The sequence below is a fragment of the Sphaerisporangium perillae genome (genome assembly GCF_023276435.1).
Lineage (GTDB): Bacteria > Actinomycetota > Actinomycetes > Streptosporangiales > Streptosporangiaceae > Sphaerisporangium > Sphaerisporangium perillae.
The window spans coordinates 19,801-41,078 of sequence record NZ_JALLPO010000025.1; the positions used below are offsets into that span (position 1 = coordinate 19,801).

The following is a 21,278-nucleotide window of genomic DNA, read 5'->3' on the forward strand; positions in this document are numbered from 1 at the left end:
CGGTCAGCCGGCGAAGAGCTGGGTGAGCTTCTGGAACAGCTCGTAGACCCCGTAGGCGAAGGGGAGGCCCACCCAGGCCCAGGTCAGGACCATGAGGGGAGTGTGCCGAGTCGTACCGGTGGCCGCGGTGGTGTCAGGCGGGGAGGCGTCGGGGTGGTCGGGCATCAGGCGTCTCCCTGTCTGGTGGCCATCGGCTTCTGGCGGGTGGCGGCCTCTGCTGCGAGATCGGCGTGGTGGACGGGGTGCACCGGGCGGATCAGCTCGTTGGCCAGGAAGCCCACCACCAGCAGGCCGATCATGATGTAGAGGGATGTGGTGTAGAGCGCGGGCCCGGACCGGCCCGCGGCCTTCTGGGCGTCGGCGATGGCGTTGACGATCAGCGGCCCGAGGATCCCGGCGGTGGACCAGGCGGTGAGCAGCCGGCCGTGGATGGCCCCGACCTGATAGGTGCCGAACAGGTCCTTCAGGTATGCCGGGATCGTGGCGAATCCTCCTCCGTAGAAGGACAGGATGCCCAGCGCGCAGATGATGAACAGCGGCTTGGAGGTGTTCCCGGCCAGGGCGATCACCAGGTAGAACAGGGCGCCGGCGCCGAGGTAGACGCGGTACATGTTCTTGCGGCCGATCAGGTCGGAGGTGGACGACCACACGATGCGCCCGGTCATGTTCGCCAGGGACAGCAGCGCCACGAAGCCCGCCGCCGCCCCCACCGCGACCGGCGTGGCCGTGCCGGAGAAGAAGTCACGGATCATCGGCGCGGCCTTCTCCAGGATGCCGATGCCCGCGGTGACGTTGCAGCAGAGGACGATCCACAGGCACCAGAACTGCGGCGTGCGGATCGCGTTGCAGGCCGAGACGTCGGCGGTGGTGACGAGCGGCCGGGCGGCGACCTTCGCGGGCGTCCAGCCGCGCGGGAGCCAGCCGTCCGGCGGGACGCGGACCAGGAGCACGCCCATGGACATGAAGACCGCGTAGACCAGGCCGTGCACGAGGAAGGTCGTCGCTATGCCGCCGGTGCCGGTGCCGAAGGCCTCGAGCATCTGCGTGGACCATGGCGAGGCGATGAGGGCTCCGCCGCCGAAGCCCATGATGGCGATGCCCGTCGCCATGCCGGGCCGGTCGGGGAACCACTTGATCAGCGTGGACACCGGTGAGATGTATCCGATGCCGAGGCCGATTCCGCCGACGAGCCCGTAGCCGAGGACGACCAGCCAGTACTGCCGGGTGGCCACGCCGAGCGCGGACAGCAGGAAGCCGGAGGAGAAGCAGGTCATCGAGACGAACATCGCCCAGCGCGGCCCGTTGCGCTCGACCAGCGTCCCTCCGAAGGCGGCGGACAGGCCGAGCATGACGATGCCGAGCTGGAACGGCAGGGCGCTCTGCGTGCCGGTGAGGCCGAGCGCCGACTCGAGCGGGGGCTTGAACACGCTCCAGGCGTAGGCCTGGCCGATCGCGAGGTGGACGGAGAGCGCTGCGGGGGGAATCAGCCAGCGACTCCAGGTCGGCGGTGCGACGGTGCGTGACCGGCTGAGGAAACCATGGGGAGTCGGAAATATCGGCCTGTGTCGCTCTTCACCTGCCATGAAAAATACAGTATGCCGTAGCCAGTTGTCCGTCGAGAGTGATCGAAGAACCCGCCGATCACTCTCTTTTCACCGGACCGCCGACTGAGCCCCCGCGCGGTGCCGGCGTGTGGTGCCGGCACCGCGGGTGCCACGTCAAGCCCAGACCACGGGGGTGCCGCGTCAGGCGGAGAAGTGCTCCAGCAGGGCCGGGGCGATGGCGGCGGGGTCGACGTTGTGCGGCTGGCCGTGCAGCGTGGCGCGCCGCACGCCCGGGAGAACGCCGGCGACCGCCTCGGCGCCGATGGTCAGCCACGGCGTCGTCCCTCCGTCGATGACCAGCGTGGGCACCGCGACCGAGGCCAGCCGCTCGGCGGGAAGCGAGAAGTCCCCGGTCAGCGTGGCGTCGTAGACCAGGGTGTGCGCTATGGCCTCCATCGACTCCCAGAACGGCATGCCGCGCATGGGGGTGACGAACTCGGCGGGCATGCCGACCGCGGCCGTGAGGAACAGCTCCACCATGTCGCCCCGGCGGCCTTCCTCCAGCGCTCGCACCAGCCGGTCCCTGTAGTCCGCGGGCACCGGGGTACGGCTGCCCTCGATGATGTACGGCGGCTCCCACACCGCGAGCCTGCTGATGCCGAGGCCGCGCGCAGCCGCCTCCAGGGCGATCATCCCGCCGCCTGAGGTGCCGTACACCAGGGCCGATCCGCCGGCCTCGGCGATGAGGGCTTCGATGTCCTCGTACTCGCGGTCCACCGCGTAGGGCGCGGTGTCGCCGCTGTCGCCCCGGCCGCGACGGTCGTAGTTGAAGACGGTGAGGTCCTTGGCCAGCAGTTCGGCCAGCGGCGTGTTCGCCGACCGGTCGGTGGGGCCGCCGCCGATCAGGATGACCACCGGTCCCGCACCGGACCGGTCGAACGCGATCGGGGTGCCGTCCCTCGAAATGACCTTCTCCATGATGATCTTCCCTCTCCGGTTCGCGGTCTCGCCTCCGGCGGGCTTCGAACCCGCCTTCACTCAGGCGTCGACCGGCGGCGAGCCAGAAAGACATTCCGGGCGAACTTTTTTCGCGAGCCGTCCGGGGCCGTGCCCGGTCCTGCGGCCGGCGGGTCTTCCCGTGGCGCCGGCCGTCCGGCTCAGTGCGGCGACAAAGCACCGCCAGCCACTACACACAGTGACAAAGTTCAAGATTCATCCCTTTCCACCTCGACTTATGCGCAAAGCGGCGTTTGTCAGTCGCTTCGCTCGGTAACCAGACTCCTGCGGCCCTACGGAGGTAAGCCGATGCGGTTTCTGGGGATCAACGCCATATTTCACGATCCGGCGGCAGCCTTGGTCGTGGACGGCGGCTTCCGCGTCGAGCCGGTCGACTGGGGCGGCTACGCCAAGGCGCTCATGACCGGCGCCGACCTCGACCGGGGATGGACCGAGGACGAGTTGGCCGCCTGGCTGGACGCCTTCCAGGCGCGGACCGGGCTACCGGTCATCGTCAACACCAGCCTCAACACCGCGGGCCGGCCCATGGTCGACGACCCGCGCGACGCCCTCGAGTGCTTCGGCTCCGCGCCGGTGGACGTGCTCGCCATCGGGCCGTACCTCGTCCGGCGGGGGGAGGTGTTCGCCGCATGATCACCGTTGTGATCCCCACCATCGGCCGGCGGAGCCTCCACCGCGTCCTCGCCGCGCTCGGCGCCGACGTGGAGACCATCGTCGTGGACGACCGCCCGCGCTTCTGCCCCGCGCTCAAGGTGCCCGGCCACGTCCAGGTGCTGCGTACCGGCGGGCGCGGACCCGCCACGGCCAGGAACGCGGGCTGGCGGGCCGCCCGCACGCCGTGGATCGCCTTCCTCGACGACGACGTGGTGCCCCAGCCCGGCTGGCAGGACGCGCTCATCGCCGACCTGGCCGACCTCCCCGACGATGTCGCCGGCTCGCAGGGACGCCTGCGGGTGGAGCTGCCGGTCGGGCGTCGGCCCACCGACGCCGAGTGGAACACCGTCGCCCTCACCAAGGCCGGCTGGGCCACCGCCGACATGGCCTACCGCAGGTCCGCCCTGGAGAGCATCGGCGGCTTCGACGAACGCTTCCCGCACGCCTACCGCGAGGACGCCGACATCGCGCTGCGGTTGCTCAAGGCGGGATTCGAGCTCGCCAAAGGACAGCGCGTCACCCTGCACCCCGTCCGCGACGACGGGTTCTGGAGCAGCGTGCGCGCCCAGCGGGGCAACGCCGACGACGCGCTGATGCGGCGGGTGCACGGGGCGGGCTGGCGGGCCGCCGTCGACGGCGTTCCCGGCCGCCTCTCCCGGCACGCCGTGACCACCGCGCTCGGCCTGGTGTCGTGCGCCCTGCTGGTCGCCGTGGGGCGCGGCGGACACCAGGCGCGCTACCTGCCGGCCCTCGGCGCCATGGCCGGGCTGGGCTGGCTCGCGCTCACCGCCGAGTTCGCCTGGGCACGGCTGGCCCCAGGGCCCCGTACGCCCGAGGAGGTCCTGCGGATGACCGTGACCAGCGTGATCATCCCGCCCGTGGCCTGCGCGCACCGTCTCCGAGGAGAACTGCGGGTACGCCGGTGACCGGGCCCGCACGGGGAATCCGTTCCGTACTCCAGTCCGGCACCGCGCGCAGGACGGCGGCCGAGGCCGGTGGCCGGATCGGACGCGGGACGGCGCCCATGGCCGGGAGCCGGATGGCCGCAGGCACGCCGCGGCTCGGAACCGTCCTCGTCGCTCGGCTCGACAACGCCGGCGACGTCCTGCTGGCCGGGCCCGCCATCCGCGCGGTCGCGGCGTCCGCCCGTGAGGTGGTGCTGCTCACCGGTCCGAACGGCGGCGCCGCCGCCCAGCTCCTGCCCGGAGTGGACCAGGTGCTGGAGTGGCGTGCGCCGTGGATCGACCCCGACCCGCTGCCGCTGACCCGGCCGCACGTGGAGCGGCTCGCCTCCCTGGCCGAGAAGGCGGCCCCGGAGCTCGCCGTCATCTTCACGTCGTTCCACCAGTCGTCCCTTCCGCTGGCGCTGCTGCTGCGACTGGCCGGCGTGCCGCGGATCGCCGCCATCAGCGAGGACTACCCCGGATCCCTGCTCGACGTCCGGCACATCGTGGACGAGACCGTCGACGTGCCCGAGGCAGAGCGCATGCTCGGCCTGGCCCGTGCCGCGGGGTTCGAGCTGCCGCCCGGCGACGACGGCGCCCTCGCGGTGCGCCGCCCGCTCCCCTCGGTGGACCAGTTCACCGGGCCGCCCGGCTACGTGGTCGTCCACCCCGGCACCTCGGCGCCCGCGCGAGCATGGCCGGCCGAGCACCACGCGAGGACGGTGCGCGATCTCGCGCTCGCCGGGCTGCGTGTGGTCGTGACCGGCGACCCGGACGAGCAGGCGCTCACCGCGCAGGTCGCCGGGGCGTACGGCACCGACCTCGGCGGTGTGACGACCTTCCCCGAGCTGGCGGCCGTGCTCGCCGGAGCATCCGCGGTCGTGGTCGCCAACACCGGTCCCGCGCACCTGGCCGCGGCGGTCGGCACGCCTGTGGTCAGCCTCTTCGCTCCTGTCGTGCCCGCGGAGCGCTGGGCGCCGTACCGCGTGCCCGTCGTGCTGCTGGGCGACCAGCGGGCCCCCTGCCAGGGAAGCCGGGCGCGGGTGTGCCCGATCCCCGGGCATCCGTGCCTGTCGTCGGTATCGAGCGACGAGGTCGTCGGCACCGTCCTCGGGCTGATCGCCGCCCAGCGGGACGGCTCCGGCCGGGGCCCGAGCGGCGTGACGGAGGGGGCGCGATGAGGATCGCTCTGGTATCCGAGCACGCCAACCCGCTGGCCGCCGTGGGCGGGGGCGACGCGGGCGACCAGAACGTCCACGTCGCGGGGCTGGCCGCCGCACTGGCCCGAGGCCGAGGCGGTGCGCCGCGCCGGCGGCGAGATCGTCGTCCTGCCCACTGTGCCTGGCCATTCGACGAGCGGGCTCATCGCCGCCGCCCAGGAGGTGGTCTGACGCCCACGGCGTGCGGTCGGTGATCCAAGGCATCCGGCTTTCCGGACGGCCTGGCGGTCCACACGGTCGGGTACGGCCCCCCTTCGCAGCGAGGAGAAACGAGCATGGTCGGGAACATCCTGATCACCGGTGGGGCGTCGGGCCTGGGAAAGGCCACGGCCGCCGCGGTCGCCAAGATCGGCGGACGGCCCCTGGTGATCGACGTCAACGCGCCCGAGGACGGTGTCGACCACGTGGTGGCCGACGTCGCCGACCGTGAGCGCGCCGAAGAGGCCGTACGGGAGCTGGCCGGGCGGGCGGGCGGCCTCGACGGGGTGGTGACCGCCGCCGGCGTCGACCGGTGCGGTCCGCTGTCAGCGGTGCCCGCGGCCGAATGGGAACGGGTGATCGGCGTCAACCTCCTCGGCACCGTGTCGGTGGTGCGCGCCGCCCTGCCCTACCTGGTGCGCTCAGGCGGCCGCGTCGTGACGTGCGCGTCGACGCTCGGGCTGCGCGCCGTGAGCGACGCGACGGCGTACTGCGCCGCGAAGTTCGGCGTCGTCGGCTTCACCCGGGCGCTGGCCGCCGAGCTCGCCGGGCAGGTGGGCGTCACGCTGCTGGTGCCGGGCGGCATGCGGACGCGCTTCTTCGACGACAGGGACGAGCAGTACCGTCCCGGCCCGGACGCCCGCCTGAACCAGCCCGAGGACGTCGCCGCGGCCATCCTGTTCGCGCTCGGCCAGCCTCGCGGGTGCGAGGTCCGCGAGCTCGTCGTCTGCCCGTCCACGGAGACCTCATGGCCCTGAACCACCCGGTACTGCTGGTGCTGCGCGGGCTCGGGCTCGGCGACCTGCTCACGGCCGTTCCCGCGCTGCGGGCGCTGCGGCGCGCCCATCCCGGCCACCGTCTCGTGCTCGCCGCGCCCGCCGCCCTGGCCGGCCTGGTCTCGCTCTTCGACGCCGTCGACGAGCTGCTCGACGTGTCCGGCCCGGGACCGGTGCCGCTCGACCGGCCCGCCGTCGCGGTGAACCTGCACGGGCGCGGCCCGCAGAGCGTCGCCGCGCTGTCTCGTACCCGTCCCGGACGGCTGCTCACGCACGCCCACCCGGAGTTCCCCGGCCTGGAGGGCCCGCCATGGCGTCAGAGCATGCACGAAGTGCGCAGGTGGTGCGCGCTTCTGGAGTGGTACGGCCTCCCAGCCGACCCGGCCGACCTCCTGCTCGACCCGGCCCGCCTCCTGCCCGGCCAGGTCCCCGTCCCTGACACGGCGGGCGGGGACGGGCAGGGACACGTGATCGTGCATCCCGGCGCGGCCTCGCGGGCGCGGCGCTGGCCGGTGGAGCGGTTCGCCGAGGTGGCCGCCGCCCTGGAGCACGCGGGTCACCGCGTCTTGATCACCGGCGACGCGGCGGGACGATCCCTGGCGTTCCGGGCCGGCACGCTGGCCGGGCTCCCCGTCGAGCAGATCGTGGCCGGCCGTACGGACCTGCGCGACCTGGCGCGGCTCGTCGCCGGGGCACGCCTGGTGATCTGCGGGGACACCGGCGTCGCGCACCTGGCGACGGCCTTCGCCACGCCATCGGTGGTGCTCTTCGGGCCGGTGTCGCCCCGGCAGTGGGGGCCGCCGCCGACCGGCCGCCACGTCGCCCTGTGGTCCGGGCGGCACGGCGACCCGCATGGGAACCGGCCGGATCCCGGCCTGCTGGAGATCGGCGTCGAGATCGTGCTCGACGCCGCCATGGGCCTGCTGGAGGTGGGCGTCCGATGAGAGCACACCGGGTCGTGGTCACCGGAGGCGCCGGGTTCCTCGGCTCTCACCTGTGCGAGCGGCTGCTCGCCGAGGGCGCCACCGTCATCTGCATGGACAACTTCCTCACCGGCTCGCCGGTCAACGTCGAGCACCTCATCGGCCGGCCGAGGTTCCGCGTGATCGAGTGCGACCTCACCGGCTACGTCCACGTGCCCGGCGAGGTGGACCTGGTGCTGCACTTCGCCTCGGCGGCCTCGCCGACGGACTACCTGCGCCATCCGATCGCCACGCTCAAGGTCGGCAGCCTCGGCACGCTGCACGCGCTCGGGCTGGCCCGCGAGAAGGGCGCCCGTTTCGTGCTGGCCTCGACGAGCGAGGTGTACGGGGACCCGCTGGAGCATCCGCAACGCGAGACGTACTGGGGCAACGTCAACCCGGTGGGCCCGCGCAGCGTGTACGACGAGGCCAAGCGGTTCGCCGAGTCGCTGACGACGGCCTACCGCCAGTCCCACGGCGTGGACACCGCCATCGTGCGCATCTTCAACACCTACGGCCCGCGGATGCGGCCGCACGACGGGCGGGCCATCCCGACGTTCGTCCGCCAGGCCGTCCACGGCCGGCCGATCACCGTCACCGGCGACGGGAGCCAGACGCGGTCCATCTGCTACGTCGACGACACCGTGCAAGGCGTGCTCACCCTCGCCGACAGCGACTTCGAGGGACCGGTGAACATCGGCAACCCGTCGGAGCTGTCCATGCTCGAGCTCGCCCAGACCATCAGGGACCTGGCGGGCTCCTCCTCGCCGATCGAGTTCGTCGACCGGCCGGTGGACGATCCGGCCGTACGCCGGCCGGACACGTCCCTGGCCCTGGCCAGGCTCGGCTGGCGGCCGGAGATCGACGTGACCACCGGGCTCCTGCGCACCATCTCCTGGTTCGAGCAGGAACTGCTGGAGAAGAGCCGCCCGGCGTCCTGAACCCCCGGCCTGCCACCGCGATGGCCCCCTCAGCCACACCTCGGCTCAGGGGGCCGTCTCCGCACAGGCCATCTCCACGCCACCGGCCGCATCCCCCGGCCTGAGCGTGGCCAGGCTGTGGATGCGCGGTATCGGTGAGGGCAGGAGCCAGAGCAGCGACAGCGCCCCGCCGACGGCGGCGACGATCAACGTGGTCCGGAGGCCGAGGAAGGTGCCGAGGAGGCCGCCCACGACGGCGCCGACGGGGCGTACGCCGTAATTGATCATGCTGAACGCGCCGGCCACGCGGCTGCGCATGCCATCGGGGATCACAGCGGTCTGGAGGGAGTTGAGGTTGACGTCGAACAGCATCACCCCGATACCGGAGAGGAACTCGGCCGCGGCCAGGGCGCCGGCCCGGACCCAGACAGGGCCGTCCGCGGCGGCGGCGATCGCGATCGGGGCCGGGAACAGGACGGCGCCCACGGCGATGCTGCGCCCCACGCCCACGCGTCGTGAGACCTTCGGCGCGATCACGGCACCAAGGAGGGCGCCGAACGCGCCCACACCGAACGCCAGTCCGATGGTCGCCGCGGAGAGCCCGAGGACACGGCTGGCGAACAGCACGGTCAGCCCGCTCCCCGATACGAAGGTGAAGAAATTGACGGTCGCCGCGCAGCCGAGGCCTGCCCGCAGCACCGGGTGACGTACGACGAACGCCAGCCCCTTCCCGGCACGCCGCAGCAGCGAGAGCGCCGCCACGTCGTCGGCGGCCCTCGGCTCGTCCATCGGGATCCGGCCGATCAGCACCGCCGACGCCAGGAAGGACAGCGCGTCGGTGATGATGGTGAGCGGAGCGGTGATCGCCTGGACCAGCGCACCACCGATCGCCGGGCCGGCGACGTACGACGCGGAACGGCTGGCGCTGAGCTTGCTGTTCGCGTCGACGTAGGACGAGCGCGGCACGAGGTGGGCGAAGAAGGGCGGATAGGCGGTGTTGAACAGCACCGCGCCGGCGCCGATCACCAGCGCCACGGCGTACAGGTGGCCGATGGTCACCGTCCCGAGCAGGTAGGCGGCCGGGATGGTGAGAAGCACCGAGGCGCGCGCCAGGTCGGCGAGAACCATCAGGCGGCGCTTGTGGACGCGGTGGTCGACCCAGGCCCCGAGGAGGGCCGCGAGCAGGTTAGGGGTCCAGATCAATGCGGTCAGCCACGCCACCTGGTTGGCCGATGCGTGCAGCGTCCCCACGGCGATCAGCGGCAGGACGAGTTCGGAGATCCGGTCGCCGAACTGCGAGATCGACTGACCGGCCCAGAAGCGGCGGAACCGTCGATCACGCCACAGTGACACCGGGACCGGAGCGCTCACGGCGTCCCACCGGTCCGCTCACCTGCCCCCTCCGGCAGGACGTAACGGATCAGCTGGACGCCGCGGCCGTCCGCCGGCCGGTCGGCCGGGTCACGGGTCACGTAGGGCGCGAGAAGCCGCTCGATGCCATCCTCGATGGCGGCGAGTTCTTCAGCCGAGACGACGACGCGGGTGTTGGCGAGACCGGCGAGTCGCCGCCAGACCGGATCGAGCTCGGGCTCGACCTCCGCGGCCCATCGGTTCGGGAGGTCTCCGTAGCGGAGGATCATCTGCTGGAGCAGCATCCGAGCGGCCGGCCTGCCCTCCTCGTCGTCGGGCGTCTCGAACCGGAAGCCGCGCGCCACCGCCTCCCACCGCCGCTGCCTGCGGTCTCGGCCGGGCTCGCTGTCGCGGACCAGCCCGAAGCCCGCCAGGTGCCGCAGATGCCAACTGGTGACCGATGGCGTCGCTCCGACGTCGGGGGCGAGCTGTGTCGCCGTCGCCGGCCCGTACCGCCGCAGATGGTCGAGGATCGCCAGCCGCACCGGATGCGCCAACGCCCGCATCGTCTGCGGATCGGTGATCTCGACATCGCCCAGAGGATTATCAGAGTCCATGACGTGAGAGTATTCTCTCACAATTCGTGAGAGTCAACTCTCAGATCTGTCACCACGCCTCGGGGTCCTCATCGCGGGCGACAGGGGCGCTCAGGGCTTGATGAAGGCCAGGAGGGTGAAGCGCGCGCGCAGGAAGCGGGCGCCGACCGAGGGGGTCGTGTCCGATCCATGGACGCTCGCCGGTGGGTACGGCCGAGATCGGCCTGCGCCTGTTCTACCCGGCCGAGCGGTCGCCGCTGCTGAAGGTGTTCTTTCCGGACGAATCGGCGCCGCTGATCGAGATCGCGTGCCCGGACGGGATCTCGGACGCCGCGGCGCTTCCGGACGCCGTCGTCCCCCGGCACCCGTTCATGAACCGATCCTGCCTTCGCGGGCAGCGGCCGGACAGGGCGGTCAGGGCATGTACTCGTGGGAGCCTTCCGTGAGGTAGAACGTCGTGCCGTGGCGTCTGGCGTCCAGGGCCGCGTGCAGGCGGTGGATGAGGTAGGAGGGCATCAGGGCCCTCGCCTCGTCCTCGTCGAAGAAGCCGCACTCGTCCAGCTCCTCCTCCTGCAGGACGAGGCCGTCACAGCCGGCGAGGCTCCCGCAGTCGAACAGGAAGTGCACCAGGGGCACCGGGCGGTCGCCGAACGGGGGCACCCAGTGCACGCCGAGCAGCCTGCCGACCGGCAGGGCCATCCCGAGCTCCTCGACGATTTCCCGGGCGCACGCCTGGTCGGGGGTCTCGCCCTCGTCCACGTGACCGCCTGGCCAGAGCCAGTGAGCGCGATAGTTGGGCTTGACGAGCAGCACCCGGCCGTCGGGGTCGGTGATGAACGCGCCGGCGCCCGCGAGGGTCTTGTTGAGCCGAGCGTAGAACTCGTCGGGCGAGATCGCGACCATGCTTCCGACCATAGTGCCGAGGCCATCCCCACCCGTCCCTTAGGGGCTGACCCGTAGACCTGAAGAGGGACGGTTCCACGGCGTCCTACCCCCTTCGCAGGATCCCTCTCTGGATTCCACGGCCGATGTACCGGGCTTTTCCCGCTTCTACCTTCGAAATTAAAAACGAATGGCAGGAGAGAACGGGATGAGACGCCGGAGGAATCTGGCCGCCTCGATCGGCGGGTGGAGCGCCCGCCACCGCTGGGCGGCGCTCATGATCTGGGTCGCCTTCGTGGCGGTGGCGACATTCGCCGGGAACGCCGTGGGAACGGCGAAGATGAAGGGCTACGAGAGCCAGAACGGCGATTCCCGGGAGGCCGGCCGCATTCTCGACGGCGCGGCCTTCAAGGACGTCGCGAGCGAGGTCGTCCTGATCCAGTCGAAGGACGGCTCGCTGACGGTGTCCGACCCGCGGTTCCGCGAGGCCGTCACCGGCGTGCGGGACGCGGTGACCGCCACCGGCCAGGTCGAGCACGTGCGCACCCCGTACGACAAGGAGCCCTCGCCCGTCACCGCCGACCGGCACACCACGCTCGTCCAGTTCGACATGAAGGGCGCGGCCGACACCGCGGACGACCGGGTGCAGCCGGTCCTCACCGCCGTCGCGGGCGTGCAGGAGAGATTCCCCGACCTGCGGGTGGAGCAGGCCGGCGGGGCGAGCGCGAACAAGCTGATCGGCGAGGCGATCGACAAGGACTTCGTCCGGGCCGAGCAGCTCTCCCTGCCGATCACCTTCGGGATCCTGCTGGCGGCGTTCGGGGCGATCCTCGCCGCGCTGGTGCCGCTCGCGCTGGCGATGACGGCCATCGTCGCCGCCACCGGGCTGCTCGGCTTGACCAGCCAGTTGCTGCACGTCGACGACGCCACCCCCAATCTGATGCTGCTCATCGGCCTCGCGGTCGGCGTGGACTACTCGCTGTTCTACATCCGCAGGGAGCGGGAGGAGCGGGCGAAGGGCCGTGACAAGCGGCGCGCCATCGAGATCGCGGCGGCGACGTCGGGACGCGCGGTGCTCATCTCCGGCATCACCGTCATCGTCGCCATGGCCGGCATGTTCCTGACCGGCAACGGCACGTTCATGGGCTTCGCGGAGGGCACGATCCTGGTCGTCCTCACCGCCATGATCGGCTCGCTGACCGTGCTGCCCGCCCTGCTCTCGCTGATCGGCGACAAGATCGACGCGCGGGTGATCCACGGCACCGTGCGCGTGCTGACGCGGGGCAGGATCACCTGGGCGCGCAAGCTCGGCGGGCGCGACGGGCAGGGCCGGTTCTGGAACGCGGTCCTCACCGGCGTCCTGCGCCGCCCGCTGGTCTCCGCCGTCGTCGCGGGCGGCCTGCTGGTCGGGCTCGCGGTGCCGGCGTTCGCGCTGCGCACCGGCTCGCAGTCCATCGACGACCTGCAGGGCGACTACGCGATCGCCGAGACGTTCAAGAGGATCGACAAGGCGTTCCCGGGCGGGAACGACCCGGCCGTCGTCGTGCTGAAGGCGCCGGACGTGACGACCCCGGCCGTCACCGCGGCGATCGACGACTTCAAGCGGCGGGCGTTCGCCACGGGCGAGGCCAACGAGCCCTTCGGCGTGGAGGTCAACCCGGACAAGACGGTGGCGAGGATCTCCATCGGGCTGAAGGGCGAGGGCACCGCCGCCGAGCACGCGGTGCGCTCGCTACGGGAGGAGGTGCTCCCCGCGACGCTCTCGGGCGTCGGAGAGGCCCACGTCACCGGCAACACCGCCGGCTCGATGGACTTCAACGACCAGCTCGCTCGCACGATCCCACTGGTCTTCGGGTTCGTGCTCCTGCTGGCCTTCCTGCTGCTGCTGACCTCGTTCCGCTCCCTGGTGGTCGCGGTCAAGGCGATCCTGCTCAACCTGCTGTCGGTGGCGGCGGCGTACGGCGTGCTCGTCCTGGTCTTCCAGAAGGGGTACGGCGAGGGCGTGCTGGGCTTCACCTCGACCGGGTACATCACCGACTGGCTGCCGCTGTTCCTGTTCGTGATCCTGTTCGGCCTGTCGATGGACTACCACGTGTTCATCCTCAGCCGGATCCGCGAGGCCTTCGACCGGGGGATGCGCACCGATGACGCCGTCGCCTTCGGCATCAGGTCGACGGCCGGCGTCGTGACGAGCGCGGCGCTGATCATGGTCGCCGTCTTCGCGACGTTCGCGACGCTGTCGCTGCTGACGTTCATGCAGATGGGCGTCGGCCTGGCGGCGGCGATCCTGATCGACGCGACCATCGTCCGCGCGGTCCTGCTGCCGGCGACGATGAAGCTGCTCGGCGACTGGAACTGGTACCTGCCGCGCTGGCTGAACTGGCTGCCGCAGCTCTCGCACGGCGACGACGAGGACGATGAGCAGGCGGCGCTTCGCCGGAAGGAGACTCCCGTGCCCGTGGCGTGAGGGGGACGGGCAGGGGGACCCGGGCCCGCGGCGCCGCGCCGCGGGCCCGGTCGTGATCTACAAACGGACAAACAGTAAAATATCGTTCATGGCGGGGGAAAGAACACCTGGACGGGTCTGGATCATCTGGGCGACCGGCGTTCTCGCCTACGCCGTCGCCGTCTTCCACCGCCAGTCGCTCGGCGTCGCCGGCATCGAGGCGGGCCTGCGGCTCGGCGTCGGCGCCACCGGGCTGTCGGTGATCGCCATGCTCCAGATCCTGGTCTACGCCGGGATGCAGATCCCCGTCGGCATGCTCGTCGACCGGCTCGGCTCCAAGCGCATGCTGCTCATCGGCGCCGGCGTCATGGCCTGCGGCCAGCTCCTGTTCGCCGTGTCCGGCGGGCTGCTGGAAGCCATCGGCGGGCGGGTACTGGTGGGCTGCGGCGACGCCATGACCTTCATCAGCGTCATCCGGCTCGTCAACATCTGGTTCCCGGGCCGGCATAACCCGCTGATCGCCCAGCTCACCGGCCTGCTCGGCCAGCTCGGCGCCATCGCCTCCGCCGTGCCGCTCATCCAGGGCCTGCACCGGTACGGCTGGACGCCCACGTTCCTGGCCGCCGCCGCGGTGGGCGCGCTCTCCCTGATGCTCGTGGCGGCCGCCCTGCGCGACTCCCGCCCCGCCGTGGCGCCCGAACGGCCACAAGTGCGCGAGGCGTGGGCCGAGCCGGGGACCCGCCTCGGCATGTGGACCCACGCGGCCACCCAGTCGTCCTCGGCCGCGTTCCTTCTGCTGTGGGGCTACCCGTTCCTCGTCGAGGGCCAGGGACTGCGGCCCGAGACGGCGGGCGTGCTGCTGAGCGCGATGACGCTGGCCGGCATGGTCTTCGGGCCGGTCCTCGGCTATCTCGCCGGCCGCCACCCCTTCCACCGGTCGCGGATGGTGCTCATCGTCATCGGCTCCACCGCCGCCGCCTGGAGCACGGTGCTGCTGTGGCCGGGACGCGCGCCGCTGTGGCTGCTCGTGGCGCTGGTCATCGTGCTGGCCTGGAACGGCCCCGGCTCCATGATCGGGTTCGACTACGCCCGCACCTTCAACCCGAGCGCGCGCATCGGCGTGGCCACCGGCATCGTCAACGGCGGCGGCTTCACCGCCACCATGTCACTGATCGCCCTCATCGGCATCGGCCTGGACCTGCGCGGCGGCACCGGCCTTTCCGCCTACCGATTGGCGTTCGCCATGCAGTACCCCATCTGGATCATCGGCGCCGTCCAGGTGCTGCGCTACCGGGGCAAGGCGCGCAGGCTCATCGCCGAGCTCAGTGAAGGGCTCGGGGAAGTGGGCGGTGCCGATCAGCCCGCCGCGGCCACGCGCCCTGCGCAGTAGCGCCTGCCGCGTCCCGATCCCCCGCTCCGGGTCCTCGTCGTGGACGTAGCCGATGGCCGGGTCGGCGAGCTGGACGGGATGCAGGATCACATCGCCCGTCAGCGTCAGCGGGCCCACCTCGACCACCTGATGGCCCGGCGTGTGGCCGGGAGCCAGGAAGACCCGCACGCCGGGGGCCACCTCGGCCCCCCCTTCCACGGCGTCCACCAGCCCGGTCAGCGGGCGCAGGACCCGTTCGAGGATCGGGTTCGGCCCGGCGCCCTCGATCCAGTCGATCTCGGCCCGCTGGAGGACGTGCCGGGCGTTGGGGAAGGCCGGAACCCCGTCGGTGACGGCCCCGGCGGCGTGGTCGCTGTGCAGGTGGGTGAGCACCACCGTGTCGATGTCCGCAGGCTGGAGGCCCACCGCGGCGAGCTCGGCCACCAGCCCGCCGGGCACGGGCGCCCAGTTGGCCGCCGGCGAGTCCGCCCCGCCGATCCCGGTGTCCACCAGGACCGTCCCCCCGGTGGGCAGGCGTAGCAGGTAGCACCGGAAGTGCAGGATCCATTCGTCGCCGTCGAGCAGGGCCCGATGCTCGGCCGACCACCCGGTGAACTTCTCCCGCAGCGGCGTGCGAAGCTCACCACCCATCGGGCCCACCGCGTCGCGGAGCGGGACCACCTCCACACCGGCGATCAGCCTGGCCGCGTATGACATCGAACTCCCCCAACTCTGGACGCCTGCCCCCAGCTTGGCACGGCAGGGACCCGCGGATCACTCCCACGCGTCGTGGGCGAGCACGGCGAGCTGGATCCGGTTGGCCGGCCCGAGCTTGGCCAGCGCGCTGGAGATGTGCGCCTTGACCGCGCCCACCGACATGTACAGGCGCTGGGCTGCACACCCTCCGGCGGGATTCGCACCCGCGATCGCCCCTGGCCGACCCCGCCATCGACCATCATCTTCCGCCGGCGTTCCCGCCCGGGATCAGCGATCGGGCTTGCGCGGGGACCGGTCGGTGCTGTTATGTTGTAAGTGGCTCTCCAGCGAGGTCGACTCGATCCCTCGCCGTTCCAGAGCCGTTCAACTCATCTTTCGCCGCCCCGCTGAGGGCAGGCATCTCGCGCCGATCACTTGATCGGTCGCAGGTCCCGGCCGAAGGTCATCGCCGTCGCCGCCTGGTGTTCCGGCATGTCCGGACGATTCCTCCGTGCGATCTCGACGATCCCCTGTGCGACTCCGTCGTACGGCCTCCGGCGCGTTCCCGCCGACCGGCTCAGCCCCGCGTGCGGCCCATCCCCAAGGACAAATCATGACTCTGACCATCGAAGCGCCCGCGAGGAACACCTCGCAGGCATCACAGAAAAGGACGCGCCGGCGCACTCCGACCGGCGAACCGGACGGCCGGATCGAGCAGGTGTCCGGCCTGCTCGACATCCGCGACAAGGCCGCCTTCATCAGGACCGGCGGCCACCTGCCGGGCGAAAAGGACGCCCGCCTGTCCCTCGCGCAGGTCAAGGAGCTCGACCTGCGCCCCGGAGACCTGCTGGTGGCGCGCACGCGCGGAGCCGGCGGCGCCGCCGAGGTGGTGTCCGTCGACGGCGAGAAGCCCGGGCAGGCCAGGCCGCACTTCGCCGCCATGACACCGGTCCACCCGCACGACCGCCTGCTGCTGGAGACCGGATCCGCGGTCACCCGCCTGATCGATCTCCTGGCCCCCGTCGGCAAGGGGCAGCGCGGGCTGATCGTCGCACCGCCCAAGGCGGGCAAGACCATGGTGCTCAAGGCGATCGCCGAGGCCGTCACGAGGAACCACCCCGACAGCCATCTCATGGTGGTCCTCGTCGGCGAGCGGCCCGAGGAGGTCACCGACTTCCGCGAATCCGTGCACGGCGAGGTGATCGCCTCCACGTTCGACCGGCCGGAGCGCGACCACACCCTGATCGCCGAGCTGGCGGTCGAGCGGGCCAAGCGGCTGGCCGAACGCGGGAGCGACGTCGTCGTCCTGCTGGACTCGCTGACCCGGCTCGGCCGGGCCTACAACGTCATCGCGCCGAACGGCGGCAAGACCCTCACGGGAGGCGTCGACGCCCAGGCCGTCTACCTGCCGAAACGGCTCTTCGGCGCTGCTCGCGCGACCCGTGAGGGCGGCTCGCTCACGATCCTCGCGACCGCTCTGGCCGAGACCGGCTCGCGGATGGACGACTACTTCTACGAGGAGTTCAAAGGGACGGGGAACATGGAGCTCCGGCTCAGCCGGGCGCTCGCCGAGCATCGCCTGTTCCCCGCCATCGACGTGGCCGCCTCCGGAACCCGCCGCGAGGAGCTGCTCCTCGCCGGTGACGAGCGCGAGATCGTCTGGAAGCTCCGGCGCGTGCTGTCCGGCCTGGACCGCGAGCAGGCCCTCTCCGTGCTCCTCGACCGCCTCCGCGAGACGCCCTCGAACGCCGCCTTCCTGCGGCAGGTCGCGACCTCGTAACCGCCCTGACCGTCGTGAGAGGTCAGTAAGCGACGCCGACCGCCTGCTTGACGGTGGCCGGGTCGTCCAGGAAGGACAGCATCGCGTGGGCGAGGTCGGCGCGCGAAATGAAGCGCCCGCGCGACACGTTGCCGCCGACGACGCGCCGGTAGGTGCCGGTGTACGGCTTGTCGGTCAGCCGGGGCGGGCGCACGATCGTCCACTCCACGGGGCTGCGCCGCACCTCCTCCTCCATCGCGCCGAGGTCGGCGTACACCTCGCGCAGGAGGCGCTTCAGCAGCGGAAGCACCACCGACCGGTAGATGAAGGGCTCCCCCTCGGGGAGCGGGCCGGCCGGGACGGCGCTGAGGACGACGAGCCGGCGCACGTCATTGGTCTCCATCGCGCGCAGGATCGAGCCCAGCGCGGCCGAGGCGATGCCCGCTTCCCCCCTGCTGTTGGGCCCGAGCGCCGAGATCACGGCGTCGCGGCCGGCGAGCGCGGGGCGCAGCGCGTCCGGGCCGGTCACGTCGGCGGTGATCACCTGGAGCGCGGAGTGGCTGATGGACAGGCGGGCCGGATCGCGGACCACGGCCGTGACCTGGTGCCCAGCGTCCAGCGCCTGCCGGACGACCTCCTTGCCCGTGCGGCCGGTCGCTCCGAAAACGGTGAGCTTCATGAGACGTCCCCCGTATGTTGGTGAGTACTCACTCACATCATAGGATGACTACCCGTTCCGTACGCGGCCAAAAGCCGCACCGGCCGAGAGGACCAGTCATCCAGATGCCCCAGCCGCGCACGGCCGCAGGCGCCCGCACCCGCCGGCGCATCCTGGACTCCGCCGAGCACCTCATGCGGACCATGGGGCTCTCCCGCGTCACCACCAAGGAGATCGCCCGCGAGGCCGGGTGCTCGGAGGCGGCCCTCTACCGCCACTTCACCGGCAAGGAAGAGCTGTTCGTCGCCGTCCTGCGGGAGCGGCTGCCCGCGCTCGGCTCGGTGATCGGCAGGTTGTCCGCCGACCCTGGCGAGCGGACGACCGAAGAGTGCCTCACCGAGATCGCCCGCACCGCGACGCTGTTCTACGAGGCGAGCATGCCGATCGGCTCGTCCCTGTTCGCCGAGCCCGCCCTGCTCCAGCGTCACCGCGACGAGCTGCGCAAGCTCGGCGCGGGCCCGCACAAGCCGCTGGAGGCGCTCGCCGGGTACCTGCGCGCCCTGCGCGACGCAGGCCGCGTCCGCGCCGGCACCGACCCGGACGCGGCGGCGTCGCTGCTCCTCGGCGCCTGCTACCAGCGGGCCTTCCTGCGGCTGTTCGTCGGCGAGGAGGCCTCGCCGGGAAGCGCCGACGACTTCGCGGCGGGCCTGGTCCGCACGCTCCTCGGCGGCATCGGCTGACGTCCGGCCCCCGGGATGCCCCGGAGGCCGTGAAGATCGCCCTGGGGATCTAGGCGGTCTCTGACGTCTCCGCGTCGCCGATCCAGGAGCCGTGGAAACCGGCCGGGACACGGCGCGGGAGCCGTACGGAGGCGACGAAGTCCAGCCCTCCGGCGTCGAGCACGAGCAGCTCCGAGCCGGCTCCCGCGTGGTCGGTGACGATCGACAGCAGGTAACCGTCGTCCTCCGACCGCGCGCCCGCGGCGGGCACGAACACCGCCTCGCCGGGCTCCGCGCCGAGATCCCGTACCTGGGAGGCGCCGGTCCCGGTGTCGTACTTCACCACCGCGTCGCCGGACACGGCGTACAGGAACCTGCTGGGACGGCCGACCCGGGAATCGTCGAGCGTCGGGAACTCCACCTTGCGGTCGTCGAGCTGCTGCTCCGTGACCGTGCCGCGGGCCGGGTCGAGCACCCACCGGTGCAGGACGGCGCCGCCCGTGTCCGCCGCCGGGTTGTCGCTGCCGCCGATGCGCGGCCAGATCTCGGCGAAGGCGCCCCGCGAGTAGCGGACCGCGTCCAGCACCACCCGGCCGGAGGCGTCCTCGCGGGCGTTGCCGACATGGAACACGTAGCACGGGTCGACGTCGAACCAGGTCACGCGCCCGCCGCAGTCCATCACGCCGATGCGGGCCCCGTAGGCGTCGTCCCACCGGAACGGCATGCCCTGCCCGAGGAGGTCCAGGTCGAAGACGACGGGCAGGTCCAGCCATACGACGTGGTTCTCGGTGATCGCGAAGTCGTGGACCATCGTCGGCCCGGGGACGTCCACGACACGGCTCTCGACCAGCTCGCCGGCGGCGGACAGGCGGTGGTAGGTGAGGTAGGGGTCGAAGAAGCCGTACCCGAAGAAGTGCAGCTCCCCGGTGACCGGATCCTGCTTAGGGTGCGCCGTCATCGCGGTGGTCAGCCGCCCGCCGAAGTCGCACGGCCCGACCGTGTCCAGCTCCGGGGTCATCTCGTACGGCAGGCCGACCTCGACCAGGGCGAGGATCTTCCCCGCGTGGTGGACGACGTGGGTGTTGGCGGGGACGGCCGCGAGGTCGATGCCGTCGGGGCCGACGAGGGATGCGCCGCCGGTGAAGGCGCGGGTGCGCACCCACCGGTTGCGGTACCACTCGGCGCGGCCGTCGCGGAGCCGGATCCCGTGGATCATGCCGGGGCCGGTGAACCAGTGGCCGGGATCCTGGCCCGGCAGCGGGTTCGGGCCGTTGCGGAAGTAGCGGCCGCTGAGCTCGGCGGGGAGGGCGCCGGTGACCGGCAGGTCGAGCGCACCGATCTCGTCGGGGACGGGGGCGAGGTTGCCGGTCAGGTAGGTGGGCGTGGCGGTGGTCATTGAGGTGCCTCCAGATGATGGTGCGGGGCTCAGACCGCGTGGCGGGCGGCGACGACCGTGGGGTGGCGGACGGTGAAGAGCGCGGGCAGGACGAAGCTCAGCACCTTGATCGAGATGACGGCGACCGTCGCGTGCGGGGCGCTGTGCAGCAGGAACGTCAGGGAGACGGCGGCGATGACGAAGGCGGCGCCCCAGACCGAGGTGATGACCGCGTTGACCCGGTAGAACACCGGCGTGTCCCACATCTCACGCGAGGTCATGCTCCGGGCGATGCCGAGGGTGAAGGGCCTGCGGAGGGCCGGAGAGCCCAGGGCGGTCAGCGCCAGCCACGCGTTGACCAGGGCGGGCCCGTACGGCATGAGGACGATCCATGGGAGGAACCCGAGGAGGCTGCGGAGCATTTCGGTGACCTTTTCGACATTCCACTGTAGACATGTCGAAGCTAGAAGGTTCTATATCGACATGTCAATAGTGGAATGTATGATCGGCTCCATGAGCCTCCGACACGCACTGCTCGGCCTGCTCGCCGAAGGCCCGGCGAGCGGTTACGACCTGCTGAAGATCTTCAATATCTCCCTGGCCAACGTGTGGCCGGCGACGCAGAGCCAGGTCTACACCGAGCTCTCCCGCCTCGCCGACGCCGGGATGGTCAAAGTGGCCGCCGAAGGGCCGCGCGGGCGCAAGGAGTACGCCATCGAGGAGGCGGGGCTCACCGAGCTGCGCCACTGGCTGACGGAGGTCGAGCCCGTCGGGACCGAGCGCAGCGACCTGCTCCTGCGCGTCTTCTTCCTCGGCCAGGTCATCCCCGAGCAGGCCCGCACCTACCTGCGGCGGCGCGCCGAGTCGGCGGCCGGCACCCATGAGAGGCTGAGCGGGCTGGGCGAAATGGTGGATCAGGGCCAGGACGACCTGTCGGTCTACGGCCGCATCGCGCTGGAGTGGGGGCTGCGGTACAGCGCCATGCAGCGCGAGTGGGCCGAATGGGCCGAAGGCGAGGTGGATCGCATCTCCCGCTCGCGCGGATCGCGGACGGGTGAGCGGGAATGCCCGGCCTGAGCTCGTCACGACCTGCACGACCAGGAGTGCCAGGCGTGAGGTCGTCACGACATACGTGACCGGGACGCCCGGAGACCCCCCGCCGCGCCGGAGGTCATGCCGTGGCATCATGTTAC

Annotated in this window: 20 protein-coding genes and 2 pseudogenes; 12 read left to right on the forward strand and 10 right to left on the reverse strand. The window is 71.7% G+C overall.

Going from position 1 to position 21,278, the window contains the following annotated elements; all coding sequences use genetic code 11:
- Window positions 1–3: 3 nt before the first annotated feature.
- The 3 genes from MYF83_RS24135 to MYF83_RS24145 form a co-directional block, all read right to left on the reverse strand.
- On the reverse strand, window positions 4–165 hold the full coding sequence (locus MYF83_RS24135) for an MFS transporter small subunit (protein WP_248962929.1): 162 nt from the start codon (window positions 163–165) through the stop codon (window positions 4–6).
- The gene (locus tag MYF83_RS24140; RefSeq protein WP_248962930.1) at window positions 165–1,583 is read right to left on the reverse strand and encodes an L-lactate MFS transporter; all 1,419 of its coding nucleotides are present in this window, start codon (window positions 1,581–1,583) and stop codon (window positions 165–167) included. The genes MYF83_RS24135 and MYF83_RS24140 overlap by 1 nt, the downstream gene beginning before the upstream one ends.
- Before the next feature lie 162 nt (window positions 1,584–1,745).
- Window positions 1,746–2,522 (reverse strand): alpha/beta fold hydrolase, encoded by a 777-nt coding sequence (locus tag MYF83_RS24145; RefSeq protein ID WP_248962932.1) that lies wholly within the window; start codon window positions 2,520–2,522, stop codon window positions 1,746–1,748.
- 483 nt (window positions 2,523–3,005) lie between these two features.
- Between MYF83_RS24145 and MYF83_RS44420 the strand changes: the two are divergent.
- The 6 genes and pseudogenes from MYF83_RS44420 to MYF83_RS24175 form a co-directional block, all read left to right on the forward strand.
- Window positions 3,006–3,194: pseudogene (locus tag MYF83_RS44420) on the forward strand (carbamoyltransferase C-terminal domain-containing protein); the annotation flags it as partial.
- A complete protein-coding gene (locus tag MYF83_RS24155; RefSeq protein WP_248962933.1) occupies window positions 3,191–4,141 on the forward strand; it encodes a glycosyltransferase family 2 protein in 951 nt (316 codons plus the stop codon). The pseudogene MYF83_RS44420 and the gene MYF83_RS24155, both read left to right, overlap by 4 nt.
- Window positions 4,142–4,254: 113 nt before the next feature.
- The gene (locus MYF83_RS24160) at window positions 4,255–5,340 is read left to right on the forward strand and encodes a glycosyltransferase family 9 protein (RefSeq protein ID WP_248963075.1); all 1,086 of its coding nucleotides are present in this window, start codon (window positions 4,255–4,257) and stop codon (window positions 5,338–5,340) included.
- Between the two features lie 314 nt (window positions 5,341–5,654).
- Window positions 5,655–6,335, forward strand: a complete 681-nt coding sequence (locus MYF83_RS24165; RefSeq protein ID WP_248962935.1) for an SDR family oxidoreductase — start codon at window positions 5,655–5,657, stop codon at window positions 6,333–6,335.
- Window positions 6,326–7,297, forward strand: coding sequence for a glycosyltransferase family 9 protein (locus tag MYF83_RS24170; protein WP_248962936.1), 972 nt, complete (start codon window positions 6,326–6,328; stop codon window positions 7,295–7,297). The genes MYF83_RS24165 and MYF83_RS24170 overlap by 10 nt, the downstream gene beginning before the upstream one ends.
- Window positions 7,294–8,256 (forward strand): UDP-glucuronic acid decarboxylase family protein, encoded by a 963-nt coding sequence (locus MYF83_RS24175; protein WP_248962937.1) that lies wholly within the window; start codon window positions 7,294–7,296, stop codon window positions 8,254–8,256. Before MYF83_RS24170 ends, MYF83_RS24175 begins: the two co-directional genes overlap by 4 nt.
- A gap of 45 nt (window positions 8,257–8,301) precedes the next feature.
- Here the strand turns inward: MYF83_RS24175 and MYF83_RS24180 are convergent, their stop codons facing one another.
- Window positions 8,302–9,606, reverse strand: coding sequence for an MFS transporter (locus MYF83_RS24180; protein WP_248962938.1), 1,305 nt, complete (start codon window positions 9,604–9,606; stop codon window positions 8,302–8,304).
- Complete coding sequence (locus tag MYF83_RS24185) at window positions 9,603–10,202, reverse strand: ArsR/SmtB family transcription factor (protein WP_248962939.1); 600 nt, start codon at window positions 10,200–10,202, stop codon at window positions 9,603–9,605. The genes MYF83_RS24180 and MYF83_RS24185 overlap by 4 nt, the downstream gene beginning before the upstream one ends.
- Before the next feature lie 182 nt (window positions 10,203–10,384).
- Between MYF83_RS24185 and MYF83_RS24190 the strand changes: the two genes are divergently transcribed.
- The gene (locus MYF83_RS24190) at window positions 10,385–10,627 is read left to right on the forward strand and encodes a hypothetical protein (RefSeq protein ID WP_248962941.1); all 243 of its coding nucleotides are present in this window, start codon (window positions 10,385–10,387) and stop codon (window positions 10,625–10,627) included.
- Here the strand turns inward: MYF83_RS24190 and MYF83_RS24195 are convergent.
- On the reverse strand, window positions 10,596–11,084 hold the full coding sequence (locus MYF83_RS24195; RefSeq protein WP_248962942.1) for an NUDIX domain-containing protein: 489 nt from the start codon (window positions 11,082–11,084) through the stop codon (window positions 10,596–10,598). The two genes, MYF83_RS24190 and MYF83_RS24195, sit on opposite strands and share 32 nt — an antisense overlap.
- 187 nt (window positions 11,085–11,271) lie before the next feature.
- Between MYF83_RS24195 and MYF83_RS24200 the strand changes: the two genes are divergently transcribed.
- On the forward strand, window positions 11,272–13,530 hold the full coding sequence (locus MYF83_RS24200) for an MMPL family transporter (RefSeq protein WP_248962943.1): 2,259 nt from the start codon (window positions 11,272–11,274) through the stop codon (window positions 13,528–13,530).
- An 88-nt stretch (window positions 13,531–13,618) separates the two neighbouring features.
- Complete coding sequence (locus MYF83_RS24205; RefSeq protein ID WP_248962945.1) at window positions 13,619–14,899, forward strand: MFS transporter; 1,281 nt, start codon at window positions 13,619–13,621, stop codon at window positions 14,897–14,899.
- 84 nt (window positions 14,900–14,983) lie between these two features.
- Here the strand turns inward: MYF83_RS24205 and MYF83_RS24210 are convergent.
- Window positions 14,984–15,595, reverse strand: a pseudogene (locus MYF83_RS24210) (MBL fold metallo-hydrolase); the annotation flags it as partial.
- A gap of 592 nt (window positions 15,596–16,187) precedes the next feature.
- On the opposite strand from MYF83_RS24210, the gene rho reads away from it, so the two are divergent.
- The gene (gene rho / locus MYF83_RS24220; protein WP_248962946.1) at window positions 16,188–17,354 is read left to right on the forward strand and encodes a transcription termination factor Rho; all 1,167 of its coding nucleotides are present in this window, start codon (window positions 16,188–16,190) and stop codon (window positions 17,352–17,354) included.
- Between the two features lie 22 nt (window positions 17,355–17,376).
- Here the strand turns inward: rho and MYF83_RS24225 are convergent, their stop codons facing one another.
- The gene (locus MYF83_RS24225) at window positions 17,377–18,012 is read right to left on the reverse strand and encodes an NAD(P)-dependent oxidoreductase (protein ID WP_248962947.1); all 636 of its coding nucleotides are present in this window, start codon (window positions 18,010–18,012) and stop codon (window positions 17,377–17,379) included.
- Between the two features lie 104 nt (window positions 18,013–18,116).
- Here MYF83_RS24225 and MYF83_RS24230 point away from each other — a divergent pair, with 104 nt between their 5' ends.
- Window positions 18,117–18,731, forward strand: a complete 615-nt coding sequence (locus MYF83_RS24230; RefSeq protein ID WP_248962949.1) for a TetR/AcrR family transcriptional regulator — start codon at window positions 18,117–18,119, stop codon at window positions 18,729–18,731.
- A gap of 49 nt (window positions 18,732–18,780) precedes the next feature.
- On the opposite strand, the gene MYF83_RS24235 is transcribed toward MYF83_RS24230, so the two are convergent.
- Together MYF83_RS24235 and MYF83_RS24240 are read right to left on the reverse strand one after the other, a co-directional pair.
- Entirely contained in the window at window positions 18,781–20,106 is a 1,326-nt protein-coding gene (locus tag MYF83_RS24235; protein WP_248962950.1) for a carotenoid oxygenase family protein, read from the reverse strand.
- Between the two features lie 29 nt (window positions 20,107–20,135).
- The gene (locus tag MYF83_RS24240) at window positions 20,136–20,507 is read right to left on the reverse strand and encodes a hypothetical protein (protein ID WP_248962951.1); all 372 of its coding nucleotides are present in this window, start codon (window positions 20,505–20,507) and stop codon (window positions 20,136–20,138) included.
- 91 nt (window positions 20,508–20,598) lie between these two features.
- On the opposite strand from MYF83_RS24240, the gene MYF83_RS24245 reads away from it, so the two are divergent.
- Window positions 20,599–21,162, forward strand: coding sequence for a PadR family transcriptional regulator (locus MYF83_RS24245; RefSeq protein WP_248962952.1), 564 nt, complete (start codon window positions 20,599–20,601; stop codon window positions 21,160–21,162).
- Window positions 21,163–21,278: the final 116 nt, after the last annotated feature.